We start from the raw sequence: 14128 nt of genomic DNA on the forward strand, positions 1-14128 counted from the left end.
GCTATTTGGCTGCCACTGCTTCAATCTCAATCAATAGGTCAGGATTTGCCAAGGCATAGACCGCCAAGGTTGACCGGGCCACCTTATTGGGATTTCCCTCATAGTTAAAATATTCCCCGTAAGCTTTGAACCAGGCATCCCAATCGATTTTACCCTCTTTATCCGGGGCAAGATAAACCCTTAAAAAAATTACATCCGACATGGAAAAGCCTGCTTCTCCAATGGTTTCCTTAATCCTTTCAAGGGTACCTATACTTTGCTCATAAGTATCCCCATAACGCAAATAAGTCCCAGCAGCTGCATCAGGATCTTTGACTGGGGCTACAAGCCCCGAAGTATAGAAATATTCCTTTCCTGCAGGAATATAAACTCCTCTCAATATACTTGCATCTGGCCTGTCATATCTGACAATAAAGTCTTCCTCGGTCGGTCTGACTGGAGATTGCTGATTTCCAACTTCAGCTGTACAGCCTATCAGCAATAATATTAAAGGTAAAATCAGTTTTCTCATTTTTCTCAAATTTAAAATAAGTGCATAATAGCCTGATATTTACACAAACCACTACTTTTTATTGTACCCCAACCAACTCTTTTTCCTTATTTTTTACTCTCAGAATAAAATCACTCAATACATTCATATAATTGATAAATGCATCATAAGGGGTATCATAATGGCTAAAGTAAGAATGTACCGCTCCATCAGAAAAAAACTTGGTACACATGTAATAGAAATGATCGGAAGTCTGTAGGTAATTCCAATCCCTTTGGATATCTGCATCCTCTATTTTTTTGACCTGGGCTTCCAGCTCATACAATTTCGTAAATGCCTCTTTTTGGAGATCATTACCCAACCATGCTGTCAAGTCCCTTTCTTCATCTGCCCATGAAATGGGCACGGGGACGTTGATTTTCGCAATGGGATTGGCGTTTTTTGCTACTTCAGTAGTGGTACTGAAATCGAAATCCGTATAATTGAAGACCGCTTCCGGAAGCACCCTCATGAATTCAAAAATGCCTGTTTCTGCCCATTGATGTTCCCCGAAAGTTTCATAATCCATGAATAAATTCAATACTTCCTGCTCCTTAGGGATGGCATTGATCCAGTTTACAAATTTTTCTGTGGTCAATGGATAATCGGACCATGTTTTATTGCTGAACCTAAAGGCAATATCATCACTCAATTGAAAATTCTTCAAAAGGATTTTCAGGTTAGGGTCTATGGAGTTTTGGTAAACAAAGTTTGGGCTTTTCCATCCCAAGATATGCTTGGCTCCTTCTGTCAGCATTCCTTGATAGCCCAATTTAGAAACCATGGCACCGATTTTATCAGAATAAATCAATTCCGTATTCCTAAAGACTTTGGGTTCGTACCCATTGAATAAGCGCTTGATTTTTGCCTTATGTCTTTCAACACTTCTGGCAAACTCTTCTTCACTTGTCAAAGAGGCTAAGGCATGGGCATCTGTTTCACTCAATAATTCCACATGACCTGTAGCAACCAACTCCTGAAAACTTGCCAAAACGTCAGGTGCATAGGCTTCAAATTGATCCAGGCAGACCCCTGAAATGGAAAATGTCACTTTGAATTTTCCATTATACCGTTTGATCAGATCCAGCAGCAGGGCATTCATCGGCAGGTAGCATTTAGTGGCCACCTTTCTGATGATACTTTTGTTGCTATAATCATCCCAATAGTAATGGTCTTCGCCTATATCAAAAAAACGATAAGGCTTTATCCTGAAAGGTTGGTGTACCTGAAAATAAAAGCAAATAGTTCTCATGGTTGTTGTTTATGTAGTTTTTCGTAAACAGTGACAAGTTTGGCAGCAACATGCTCCCATTTCAAATTCTTCAGTTCTTCACTTCCCAATTCCTTGAACATCCTGGCAATACTTTCATAATGAAGCAGACCAAAAATCGCATCAGCCATGGCATCCACATCCCAGAAATCAATTTTTATCGCATTGCGCAGTACTTCTGCCACACCAGATTGCTTGGAAATGATGACTGGGGTATTATGTCTTACTGCCTCTAATGGGGCAATACCAAACGGCTCAGATACAGAGGGCATGACATACACATCGGAAATGGCATACATATCATCTACATCCTGCCCCTTCAAAAACCCTGTAAAATGAAACCGGGTACCCATACCCAGTTCTGCTACCCTTTCCACCATGCGGTTGAGCAAGTCCCCGCTTCCCGCCATCACAAAACGGACATTGGGATCCCTATCAATAACTTTTTTGGCGGCTTCCACAAAATATTCAGGGCCTTTTTGGAAAGTTATTCTTCCAAGAAATGTGACTATTTTCTCAGGAACATTTTTCCTGATGGTGGAATGAATGATGCTGGCATCCAGTACAGCATTGTGGAGTACACTCACTTTATCCGGATCCACTCCGTATTTTTCAATGACTATATTTCTGGTCAGATGACTTACTGCCACAACATGGTCTGCTGCCAAAAGTCCAGCCTTTTCCATTTCGAAAACAGGGCCTTGGGCGCCTCCCTGTCCAGCCCTGTCAAATTGTGTGGCATGAATATGTGCAACCAGGGGTTTGCCACTGATCTGCTTAGCAGCAATTCCTGCAGGATAAGCCAGCCAATCATGGGCATGAATGATATCATGATCCTTCATTTTGGCAATCTGGGTAGCTACCAGCGCATATCTGGAAACTTCCTCCATAAGGTTTTTCCCGTATTTCCCAGAAAATTCATATTTATTTGAAAATACAGTCTCATCCACATCAGATCTGTGGTGAAGGGTATAATCAGTGTACTTCTCAAATTCCTGTGGACCAAGGTAGGGCACAAGGAAACTATTGATTTCAAGATAGGTCAGGTTTTTCCAGGTATCTATGAATTTTTTCTCTCGGTAGTCTATTTCTATATCGCTGGCATTGACAAAGTCTGCCAAGGGTTCCTCATCCCCCCAAAGCTTAGGCACCACAAAAATGATATCCTGATTGTGGTGGACAAGACCCTTAACCAAGCCATAACAGGCTGTTCCCAAACCTCCTGATATGTGTGGCGGAAATTCCCACCCAAACATTAAAACCTTCATAACAAAACAATTATATTTTTTTGACCAAGTACATCATTCTTAACAATTCACCAATACTCCAAGCCTGAGATATGGAACCTTTTGGTCTATGAGGTGGATCACCATCATAAATCTCTGCTACAGTACCTATACCATACTGGCTCATGACCTCATCAAATCCCTGGATGATCTTCTCCACGAAATGTTTGCCTGATTTACCATGCAGCTTAAGGTATCCCTCCACAAAATGCCCAAGCAACCATGCCCAGACCGTACCATTGTGATAGGCTAAATCCCTGGTATATTGATTACCATGATAATACCCCTTATATCCTGGATCCTCAGGGGACAAAGACCGCAGCCCCCTTTTGGTCAACAGTTTTGATTTGACGATTTCCAGAATAGAATCCATCTGACTTTCTTCCAATGGGGAATAAGGGAGAGAAGTAGCAAAAATCATATTGGGTCTGATTGACCAATCCTTGTAATTCCCTTCTACATAATCGGCGAGGTATCCTCTTTTTTCATCCCAATAGACCTCATTAAAGGACTTTTTCACCAGGTCAGCAATTGAATTTACTTCATCATCACCTGATAGCTCATGGTAAAAGCAAAGTGCGTTGTACCAAAGTGCATTGATTTCAACTGGACATCCGATCCTTGGGGTAACCGGACCATCTGAATTAACTGCATCCATCCATGTCAGGGCAATTCCTTCCTCACCACCATACATCAATCCATTGTCCAACATATGGATATTGAACTCAGTGCCTGCCCTATATCCATCAATGATACCTTTCATCTTTCCCAGGTATTTTTCTTTGATGGTTTTTTTATCTCCCGTGAAAATGATGTACTGCTGCAGTGACCAGAAAAACCACAAAGGCGCATCCATAGAAGTCATGTTCCGCATCACTCCACTTCCAACATTAGGAAAAAGTGGACCATTCAGGTCAGCAACCATGGTATCTATTATTTCAAGAAATGTCTCTTTATCCCCTTGTGTTAAGATTAAGCCAGGCGATGCCACAAAAGTATCTCTGCCCCACCACCCAAACCAAGGGTATCCAGCCACCACATGTGTTTTGCCATCTCGTTTTTGGATAAACTGACTGGCAGAATTGATCAGACAGTTTTCAAAGTTATTTCTGGGCACCCTACGGGCCAGTTCTTTTTCAAAAGCACGCTGACGGGTACTTGGATCAGCTTCAGTAAGCCCTGCAGAAAAAATAACTGATTCCCCTTTTTCAATTTCAAATTCAAACGATCCCGGATAAAAAAGGTCCTCCTGATACTCATATCCCCTTTCCCTTTCCATGATATATTCGAAATTATAGTACCAGTCCGGCTCTGATTGGAATTTGTTCTTTTTGGAAAGTTGAAGATATAAGGGGCTATACTCTGGATACAATTGAAACCTCGCGCCATTGGGGACTTTATCAAAATTCCTGTTGATCCTGTCATTTGCCTTGGAAAGGTCATGATAGCCTCTAAAAGCCAAGAAAGGTTTTATCTGTATTTTGGTAGGCGAATGGGCATCCAGTAGGGTATACCTGATCATTACCCGGTCCCGGTTGGTGTCCAATATCAATTCTTTTTGCAATAGCACACCTCCCACCCTATAAGTCAACTTAGGAATAGGTTCCGAACTGAAATCCTCCAGGTACTTGTGGCCCCTTGGAAAATAGTTTCCCGGAAATTTGCTGATGCCCAAATTAAAGCTTGCTCCTCTTTGGATGACGGTCTCATGCACTGTAGAAAGCATCACATGGAGCTGTTCATTGATTTGGGGCTGAGGGACCACCAATAGGCCATGGTACTTCCTCGTGTTACATCCGATAATGGTCGTACTGGTATAGCATCCTCCTCTGTTTGTTCGGATGATCTCCCTATCCAGTGAATAATTTAGGTTGATAAGTTGGGTTTTGTCAAAATGGATATAACTCATGCGTTAAAAGTTTGAGATTTCCATAAAAATACCTTTTTGGTCGATAAAGAAAAACTAATTAGCACAAAAATAAAGGTTATGTTGCCATAACCTTAGCTAAAATATTTGATAATCGAATAGCAGTAAACTAAATCAGAGAGATATTGCTGTTTACTTTGGTTTCTCCCAAATCAGGAGCAAATACTTTCTTTTTGAAGTTCCTCGAAGTTTTTTAAAGATTCTTCAAACTTCGACATATAAAGTTTGATCACCTTTATATCAACAGGTTGAATTTTCGGGAATTTTGGCGAAGCTTTAAATAATGTAAACATGCCTTTTGTAACTTTTTTTAACCAATTAAACAAAATTTATGCCACTTTGGGTTACTTTATTGTTTAAAACTAAAAAAGCCCCTTATTGAAAGGGGCCTTCTGGGTGGGAGACCGGGTTCGAACCGGCGACCTCTGGTGCCACAAACCAGCGCTCTAACCAGCTGAGCTACAACCACCATTTATCTTAGGATTCAGGACATTTCCCGAATGGTTTGCAAAGGTAACGCTTCCTTGTTTTCCAAGCAATACTCAGCCTTGAATTTTTCTTGAAAATTTTAGACGCATCCCTTTCTTTTCCTCATGGAACTCTCCGTTTTCGTACACTAAATGTCCGGAAACAATGGTATGGGTAACTTGAGAGCGGAAAGTATGTCCTTCAAAAGGAGACCAACCACACTTTGCCAATATATTGTCTTTTTCCACCTTCCATGGCTTTTCCAAATCCACAATCACCAAATCGGCATAGTAGCCAGGTCTGATATACCCTCTCTTCTCTATTTCAAAAAGGACAGCAACATTATGGCACATTTTTTCAGCAATTTGATCCAGTCGGATCTTACCCTGATGGTAAAGATCCAGCATGGCCACCAAGCTGTGCTGCACCAAAGGGCCTCCGGATGGAGCAGAAGTGTATGGCTGTGCCTTTTCCTCCAAAGTATGAGGCGCGTGATCAGTAGCGATTACATCAATATTCCCCTCCAAAACTCCTTGAAGTATCCTATCTCTGTCTGCTTTGGTTTTGACCGCGGGATTCCATTTGATTAGATTTCCCTTTTCTTCATAATCTTCGTCAGAAAACCACAGATGATGAATACATGCCTCCGCTGTGATCCGCTTTTCTGCAAGTGGAAGCGTATTGTCAAACAGCTCTACCTCTTTACCTGTGCTGATATGCAACACATGCAGTTTGGTTCCATATTTTCTGGCCAGGTCCACCACTTTCTTGGAAGCATCATAACAGGCCTCCTCTGAACGGATTATCGGATGAAATTTCACAGGAATATTTTCCCCATATTCCTTTTTATATTTTTCAAGATTAGCCTTGATGATATTGTCATTCTCGCTATGCGTGGCAATTAACAGTTTGCATTCTGAAAAAATCCTTTCAAGACTTGCCGGATTATCCACTAGCATATTGCCGGTAGAGGATCCCTGAAACACTTTTATACCGCAGACATGCTCAGGATCCACTTTCAGGATTTCTTCAATATTATCATTGGTTGCTCCAAAAAAGAAGGAATAGTTGGCAAGGGATTTTTCTGAAGCAATTTTATATTTCTCTTCAAGCAGGTCTATGGTCACACTTTGAGGAACTGTATTGGGCATTTCCATATAGGAGGTCACGCCACCTGCAACAGCTGCCTTGCTTTCTGTATAGATGTCGGCCTTATGGGTAAGACCTGGCTCCCTAAAGTGAACCTGATCATCAATAACCCCAGGGAAAATATACTTTCCAGAAGCATCTATTTGTAGATCAGCTTCAAAAGCAGAAAGGTCAGAACCTATATTATAGATAAACCCATCCTTTACCAAGATATCAGAACGGGTAATCTGCCCTTCATTTACTATATTTGCACCGGTTATCAGTATACTTTTCATTCGGTTTATTCAGTTTGATACAATTTGTTTGGTTTGGGACTTGACATGCTTAGACATGTCATGATAAATTCAACAGGCCTGGACTCAAAAGTGTTCCTTTGATAACCATCGAACTTCAGTTCCAAAAATACAAAAACATGTCTGATAGCACGCCTAATTTCGAAAATTTCAAAATAAATAAACAACTTTTAGATGCAGTAAATGAGGCCGGCTTTTCCAAACCTACTCCCATTCAGGAAAAAGCAATTCCTCTGGCCCTGGCAGGACATGACGTATTGGGTATCGCGCAGACAGGCACAGGCAAAACTGCAGCTTATGTGCTTCCTTTACTGATGAAAGTGAAATTTGCCCAAGGTCAGCATCCTAGGGCATTGGTACTTGCTCCGACAAGGGAATTGGTCATGCAGATAGAAGAAGCAGTGGTAACTTTTGGCAAATTCACCGATCTCCGGTATGTGTGCCTGTATGGCGGTCTCGGACCAAAAACCCAAATAGAAAAACTCCAACAGGGAGTAGACATCATTATATCCACCCCGGGAAGATTTATGGACCTTTACAAAAAAGGTGAAATCTATACCAAAGAAATCAAAACCATGATCCTGGATGAGGCTGACAAAATGCTGGACATGGGATTCATGCCCCAAATACGTGCTATCCTTGAGGTCATCCCTGTAAAAAGACAAAACCTGTTGTTTTCCGCAACTTTTGGTGCCAAAGTAGAAAGACTTTCTCATGAATTTCTGGAATTTCCCGAGCGTGTGGAAGTGGCTCCACAGGCCTCCACAGCGGAAACCATCCAACAGGTGAAATATGAAATTCCCAATATCAAAACAAAAATAAACTTATTGGTCCACCTCTTAGAGAATTCTGACTTGAACAGGGTGATCATATTTACCAAATCCAGAAAGAACGCTGAGTCTGTTTATAGTTATCTGGAGAGAAAAAAAATAGGAGAAATCCGTGTGATTCACGCCAACAAAGGCCAAAATACCAGAATAAATTCCATGGAAGACTTCAAGGCCGGAGAGGTGCGAATCCTGGTTGCTACAGACGTGGCAGCAAGAGGGCTGGATATCAGCATGGTCAGCCATGTAATCAATTTTGATGTACCCTTGATCTATGAAGATTATGTTCATAGAATTGGACGGACCGGAAGAGCGGAGAATGAAGGCTTTGCCATCACCTTTGTCAATCCAGCCGAAGAATACCACTTTGAAAAAATCCAGGATATCATCCGGATGGAAGTTCCTCTGGTACAAATTCCTTCAACTGTTGAAATTGCCCCCACTCCTTTTGAAGAAAAACAGGGTTATGAAAGGGAAATTGACAATCAAAAGAAGAAAGAAAATCCGGACTATAAAGGTGCCTTCCATGAAAAGAAGGTTAAACACAGGCCAACCAACCAAAAGAAGGAAAAAAGAGGCAATAAAAATTCCAAGGCCAAAAGGAACCGTAACCAGCTTAAAACGCAAGGAAAGTATAGGAATAAATAAGGTGAAACGTAAGTCGGAAATTCGAAGTCGGATTTCAGGACGTGACATTTTTTTCCGAAATCAGCCTTCCGAAATCCAAAATCCCATCTATTCATATGACTCTTAGTACTTCGTACTTGGTACAAAGCCCCCTCCCTAATTATCCCTTGGTGGATTGATCATGATATGTGCCCTATGGGTTCCTGGATCCATGATCCAAGGCATAGCCGGACCGGAAGGTCTCAGTGGCAAACCTGTACTTTCAGCAGTAGCCCAAGGAATATAGACAACATACCTGAGGTAGGAATCTTTTACTTGTCCTGTAACAGGTTCATAATCTTTAGCTTCTGAGGTCAATACAAATAAGGTAGCGCCAGCTTTTGGCATTTTTAATTTTCCGCTTTTGGCTTCAGCCTCCCTGATATCAAAAATTTCCTGTGTGTTTTTACCCTCTCTTTTCAATACCCGGCCCCTTTCCATAAATGGTTCGAGATCCTTATGATAACAGGACACATTAAAACCTGGAGAATATGGATCATCTGTAAGGCATATTAAATCATTACTGCCTTTTCTCAAGGAAATAAATTTTCCATTTTCATCATAACCATACACCGAAGCTCCATCTTTAAATTCATCCGGAGCAGCCAGCAAAGCGGTCTTGATCTGTATTTCCTTGGTTGGGATTTGCTGTGCAATACCCCAAGTCGAAATGAGAAATAAGCTGATGAGAGTGAACGAAGTCTTCATATAAGGGGAATTTTTATTGATGGAAATTAGCATAAATAAATTCCTTAAAAAAGAAAAACCTTCAGGAACTACTCCCCAAAGGTTTATCTATCTTTCAAATTTTCAAGCTTTTATCTCTCTCCTCTTGTATTTGTACCATCTACCGGTGTCCTGTTCAGCCTATTGGCAAGATCCCAGGAGAGGTGGAATATAAGTTTTGCTCTTGTTGTCATAAGCGGAAACGCTATTTTATCCACTGTATCCTTTGAGGTATGATAGTCATCATGAAGACCAGAAAAAAAGAAAATAGACGGAATATTATATTTTGCAAAATTATAGTGATCTGACCTGTAATAAAACCTATTTGGATCATCAGGAGCATCATATCGGTAATCTAAAGTCAGTCCGGTATAAGTAATATTATTGTAGTCCAGAATCATTTTCAAATGACTTGACAACATATCCGAACCAATTGCATATAAGTAGTTAGGGTTTTCAGTGTCCTGATATTCGTAGTCAATTCTTCCCAACATATCAATATTCAGGTTGTTCACCGTATTTTCCAATGGAAAAATCGGATTCTCAACATAATACCTTGACCCCAATAGTCCTTTTTCCTCAGCAGTAAGAGCTATAAAAAGTACACTTCTTCTTGGTTTGATACCATCTTTGGCCGCCATAGCAAAAGCTTCTGCAATTTCCATAATGGCCACTGTTCCCGAACCATTGTCATCAGCACCATAATTGATACTTCCATCTGCATTGGGAGCTACGTGGTCATAGTGGGCAGAAACTACCAATACCTCTTCCTTTTTATCCGTGCCTTCCAGATATCCAAGGACGTTTTCAGTACCAACCATCCTTTTATTTTTCTTTACCAAGAAACTGGCTTTTTGGGAATTTACTGACTCAGGGTTATTCCTTGCTGCTTCTTTGAGTATTTCAATTGGGGTACTAAATAAGCTGGCCATCTGACCTGCACTGACCAGGAAAATGGGTTCCTGCTTAGTAGGCTGATCAAAACCCAAACGTCCGGATGTACTCAAAGATCTGTACCTTCTTGCCAACCTGTCGAAACTGGCCTGATCTTCAGAAGTGGTCATTATGATTCCCATAGCACCTGCATCCATCACATCCTTTACCCCATTTTGAGCCCCTGCGCCAACAGCCCATAGACCCACCAACTTTCCTTTTACATTGACTTTTGCCAGATTGTCTTTGGTCGCTTCACCCAAAAAGACCAAATCTGCTTTTTGGATTTTTTTCATATCTCCATCACCTATAAAGACAAAGTCATTATTGGCTTCCAACTTCTTCTTGCCCACCTGAAGGCTCACTTCTGGATATGAAACTGCCGACAATTGGAAAACCTGAAAATAACTTCCATTAACTGGACCGGTAAGTCCCAAATTTTTGAAATGTTCAGCAATATAATTGGCTGCCTTCTTCTGTCCTTCTGAACCTGTATCTCTTCCCTGAAGTTCTTCAGAAGCAATAAATCGAAGGTGTTTTTCCAGATCCTCTGCTGTGATCGTAGCCCCGTACTTTAAGGCGGTAGCATCTTGGGCGCTTACTTGGGCTGAAAGCATTAAAGCCAAAGCCCCGACTAACCAAAATCTCTTTTTCATACTTGAGTTTTTCAATTCTACATTTTAGGGTTTAAACATAAATATTATTGTGAAAACAATAAAACCGTTTATCAATTTGATAGTTATTTGGATAGATTTCTTTTACAGGAAAAATCCATTATCGTTCAATAATTTATACATTTGCACTACCAAAAATTAAACGGAATATAACCCAAAAGTTTCCCTTCGAATTTCGCGTATGAAAATTAATCTCCATCCCTCTACCAAGTTTGAGAACAGACACAATGGTCCTTCCCAAGAGGAAGTATCCAAAATGCTACAGGCAATCGGAGCGGCTTCTTTGGATGAACTGATAGATCAGACCATCCCAAAATCTATTCAGTTAGAAAAAGCCCTTGACTTGCCAAATGCAAAATCTGAAGCGGGTTTTCTACATGACTTCAAAGCACTTGCTTCAAAAAATAAGATCTTTAAATCCTTCATTGGCTTGGGTTATTACGACACCCTGGTACCTGGAGTCATTTTAAGGAATATACTTGAAAATCCGGGATGGTATACCGCCTACACGCCGTATCAAGCGGAAATTGCCCAGGGCCGCCTGGAGGCTTTGATCAATTACCAGACCATGGTAATGGATCTGACCGGAATGGAAATGGCCAATGCTTCCTTGTTGGATGAAGCAACGGCAGCAGCCGAAGCGATGACCATGTTGTATGCTTCCAAACCAAGAGAAAAGAAAAATGCCCATAAGTTTTTTGTAGACGAGAAAATATTCCCTCAGACCAAGGACCTTTTGATCACCAGATCTACACCTATTGGGATAGAATTGGTAATCGCTCCCCTATCCAAACTTGACTTGACTGATCCTGAACTATTCGGCATCATGTTACAGTATCCAAATTTGGATGGAGAAGTCATTGATCACAGTGCATTGGTGGCATCTGCTAAGGAAAACCATGTTCTGACTGCCTTTTCGACTGACCTATTGAGCTTGACATTACTGACACCTCCTGGGGAAATGGGGGCTGATGTGGTGGTGGGAACCAGTCAGAGATTTGGCGTACCTATGGGATATGGTGGCCCTCATGCCGCATTCTTTGCTACCAAAGAGGCTTATAAAAGACAGGTCCCGGGTAGAATCATTGGTGTTTCCGTTGACAAAGACGGCAACAAAGCATATAGAATGGCGCTTCAGACAAGAGAGCAACATATCAAAAGAGAAAAAGCAACTTCCAATATCTGTACTGCCCAGGTTTTATTGGCAGTTATGGCCGGAATGTATGCAGTATATCATGGACCTAAAGGCTTGAAGGAAATTGCCATAAGAACTCATGGCTTGACACAACTTGCTGCAAAAGCACTACAAGTCCTGGGATTCGAGCAAGAAAATGCGGTTTATTTTGATACAATAAAAATCAAGGTCGACGACGTTCAGCAATCCAAAATCAAAGCTTTTGCATTGTCTGCAGAAATGAATTTCAGGTATGAGGATGGTGCTATCTTACTGGCATTTGATGAGGCCAAGACGATAGAAGATGTTAAAGCAGTAGTTGAAGTTTTTGCCAAATCCACCAACCAAAAGGTGGGAATTGATTGGGATGCATTGACTGACAACTTAGAGGTAAGCTTCCCGAATATTTTGGAAAGAAATTCAGAATACCTCACACACCCTGTATTCAATCAATATCATTCTGAGCATGAAATGCTCAGGTATATCAAGAGACTGGAAAATAAAGACCTTTCATTGGTTCATTCTATGATTTCATTGGGTTCTTGTACCATGAAATTGAATGCAACCACAGAAATGATCCCAGTTACCTGGCCGGAATTCGGTCAGTTGCATCCATTTGCTCCACAGGACCAAGCTGCCGGTTATTATGAAATGTTCCAAAATCTAAGAAACTGGCTGACAGAAATCACCGGTTTTGCGGATACATCCCTTCAGCCAAATTCCGGTGCTCAAGGTGAATACGCTGGTCTAATGGTAATCAGAGCTTATCACATGAGCAGAGGGGACCATCATAGGAATATCGCATTGATTCCAACATCTGCACACGGAACCAACCCTGCTTCCGCAGTAATGGCCGGTATGAAAGTAGTATTGGTAAAATGTGATGAGCGTGGAAATATTGATGTTGAAGACCTCAGAGCAAAAGCCGAAGAACATAAAAATGAACTTTCTGCATTGATGGTCACCTATCCATCTACCCATGGTGTATTCGAGGAGGCAATTCAGGAAATTTGCCAGATTATCCATGACAATGGTGGACAAGTATATATGGATGGTGCCAATATGAATGCACAGGTTGGATTGACAAGTCCGGGAAGAATCGGGGCAGATGTTTGCCACCTGAACCTGCACAAGACATTCTGTATTCCACACGGTGGTGGTGGACCTGGCATGGGCCCAATCTGTGTAGCGAAGCACTTGGTTCCATTCTTACCTGGAAATCCATTGGTTAAAACAGGTGGCACCCAGGCAATTCATGCCATCTCCGCAGCTCCGTTTGGAAGTGCATCCATCCTTCCGATTTCTTATGCATACATTTCTATGATGGGCGGTGAAGGACTAACCAATGCAACCAAAATCGCAATCCTTAATGCCAATTATATCAAATCAAGATTAGAACAGCACTACCCTATCCTATACACTGGATCAAATGGAAGAGCTGCACACGAAATGATCCTGGACTGTAGGGCATTTAAGGAAGTCGGTATAGAAGTAGAAGATATTGCCAAACGTCTAATGGACTATGGTTTCCATGCACCTACTGTTTCCTTCCCAGTAGCAGGTACTTTGATGGTAGAGCCAACAGAATCTGAAACCATGGCTGAACTGGACAGATTCTGCGATGCCATGATTGCGATCAGAGCAGAAATCCAAGAAGTGCAGGATGGAAAAGCTGACAACGAAAACAATGTACTTAAAAATGCACCACATACAGCAACATTGGCTTTGGCTGACAACTGGAACTTCCCCTACAGCAGAGAGAAAGCAGTCTATCCACTTCCTTATGTGAAAGGCAACAAATTCTGGCCAACTGTAAGGAGAATTGATTCTGCTTACGGAGACAGAAATCTGGTGTGCAGCTGTATACCGGTTGAAGAATATGCAGAAACAACAGCAGAATAAGCTGATCTGAATACCAAACAAAAAGCCGATTGGATTCTCCAATCGGCTTTTTGTTTGGTATAGGTACAAGATTTAGAACTGAAGAAAAGTTGAATTTCGAAAGGTGGAAGTCGGAACTGGGACTATGACAAAAACTGTGTAAGTTGGTTTCACTACTTACGAAGTTAAAGTTATACCTCGAAATTCTCTGTGTGATTTAGAAGAAATCGCACGGGGAATTTGAGGAACCCGCGGTAGGCGAATACCCGATCTGTGTGCAGACAATTTCTTACCTTTAACACACAGATTGCAAAAATGAAAAAAG

The 14128-nt window shown here is 41.4% G+C and carries 9 protein-coding genes and 1 tRNA gene; 2 read left to right on the plus strand and 8 right to left on the minus strand.

From position 1 onward, the window contains the following. Nucleotide 1 precedes the first annotated feature (1 nt). The 6 genes from CLV48_RS08615 to CLV48_RS08640 all read right to left on the minus strand — a co-directional run bounded on the left by CLV48_RS08615 (nucleotide 2) and on the right by CLV48_RS08640 (nucleotide 6904). Entirely contained in the window at nucleotides 2-511 is a 510-nt protein-coding gene (locus tag CLV48_RS08615) for a RidA family protein (RefSeq protein ID WP_106566866.1), read from the minus strand. A 58-nt stretch (nucleotides 512-569) separates the two neighbouring features. Next, nucleotides 570-1781 (minus strand): glycoside hydrolase family 57 protein, encoded by a 1212-nt coding sequence (locus tag CLV48_RS08620; RefSeq protein WP_106566867.1) that lies wholly within the window; start codon nucleotides 1779-1781, stop codon nucleotides 570-572. Then, complete coding sequence (locus CLV48_RS08625) at nucleotides 1778-3067, minus strand: glycosyltransferase family 4 protein (protein ID WP_106566868.1); 1290 nt, start codon at nucleotides 3065-3067, stop codon at nucleotides 1778-1780. The genes CLV48_RS08620 and CLV48_RS08625 overlap by 4 nt, the downstream gene beginning before the upstream one ends. A 10-nt stretch (nucleotides 3068-3077) precedes the next feature. Further along, on the minus strand, nucleotides 3078-4994 hold the full coding sequence (locus CLV48_RS08630) for an amylo-alpha-1,6-glucosidase (protein ID WP_106566869.1): 1917 nt from the start codon (nucleotides 4992-4994) through the stop codon (nucleotides 3078-3080). A gap of 412 nt (nucleotides 4995-5406) precedes the next feature. Continuing rightward, a tRNA-His gene (locus tag CLV48_RS08635) sits at nucleotides 5407-5482 on the minus strand. Between the two features lie 72 nt (nucleotides 5483-5554). Beyond that, nucleotides 5555-6904, minus strand: a complete 1350-nt coding sequence (locus tag CLV48_RS08640) for a dihydroorotase (protein ID WP_106566870.1) — start codon at nucleotides 6902-6904, stop codon at nucleotides 5555-5557. 137 nt (nucleotides 6905-7041) lie between these two features. Here CLV48_RS08640 and CLV48_RS08645 point away from each other — a divergent pair, with 137 nt between their 5' ends. Next, complete coding sequence (locus tag CLV48_RS08645) at nucleotides 7042-8397, plus strand: DEAD/DEAH box helicase (RefSeq protein ID WP_106566871.1); 1356 nt, start codon at nucleotides 7042-7044, stop codon at nucleotides 8395-8397. A gap of 135 nt (nucleotides 8398-8532) precedes the next feature. Here the strand turns inward: CLV48_RS08645 and CLV48_RS08650 are convergent, their stop codons facing one another. Beyond that, nucleotides 8533-9123, minus strand: a complete 591-nt coding sequence (locus CLV48_RS08650; RefSeq protein WP_106566893.1) for a hypothetical protein — start codon at nucleotides 9121-9123, stop codon at nucleotides 8533-8535. Nucleotides 9124-9233: 110 nt separating this feature from the next. Next, nucleotides 9234-10730, minus strand: coding sequence for a M28 family metallopeptidase (locus CLV48_RS08655; protein ID WP_106566872.1), 1497 nt, complete (start codon nucleotides 10728-10730; stop codon nucleotides 9234-9236). Between the two features lie 199 nt (nucleotides 10731-10929). Between CLV48_RS08655 and gcvP the strand changes: the two genes are divergently transcribed. Continuing rightward, nucleotides 10930-13824 (plus strand): aminomethyl-transferring glycine dehydrogenase, encoded by a 2895-nt coding sequence (gcvP, locus tag CLV48_RS08660; protein WP_106566873.1) that lies wholly within the window; start codon nucleotides 10930-10932, stop codon nucleotides 13822-13824. Nucleotides 13825-14128: the final 304 nt, after the last annotated feature.

Source organism: Cecembia rubra (genome assembly GCF_003014575.1).
GTDB classification, from domain to species: Bacteria; Bacteroidota; Bacteroidia; order Cytophagales; family Cyclobacteriaceae; genus Cecembia_A; species Cecembia_A rubra.

Bases quoted from the DNA above. Each gene is read 5' to 3' on its own strand.
- CLV48_RS08615 (WP_106566866.1), bottom strand. From the start codon at position 511: ATGAGAAAACTGATTTTACCTTTAATATTATTGCTGATAGGCTGTACA.
- CLV48_RS08620 (WP_106566867.1), bottom strand. From the start codon at position 1,781: ATGAGAACTATTTGCTTTTATTTTCAGGTACACCAACCTTTCAGGATA.
- CLV48_RS08625 (WP_106566868.1), bottom strand. From the start codon at position 3,067: ATGAAGGTTTTAATGTTTGGGTGGGAATTTCCGCCACACATATCAGGA.
- CLV48_RS08630 (WP_106566869.1), bottom strand. From the start codon at position 4,994: ATGAGTTATATCCATTTTGACAAAACCCAACTTATCAACCTAAATTAT.
- CLV48_RS08640 (WP_106566870.1), bottom strand. From the start codon at position 6,904: ATGAAAAGTATACTGATAACCGGTGCAAATATAGTAAATGAAGGGCAG.
- CLV48_RS08645 (WP_106566871.1), top strand. From the start codon at position 7,042: ATGTCTGATAGCACGCCTAATTTCGAAAATTTCAAAATAAATAAACAA.
- CLV48_RS08650 (WP_106566893.1), bottom strand. From the start codon at position 9,123: ATGAAGACTTCGTTCACTCTCATCAGCTTATTTCTCATTTCGACTTGG.
- CLV48_RS08655 (WP_106566872.1), bottom strand. From the start codon at position 10,730: ATGAAAAAGAGATTTTGGTTAGTCGGGGCTTTGGCTTTAATGCTTTCA.
- gcvP (WP_106566873.1), top strand. From the start codon at position 10,930: ATGAAAATTAATCTCCATCCCTCTACCAAGTTTGAGAACAGACACAAT.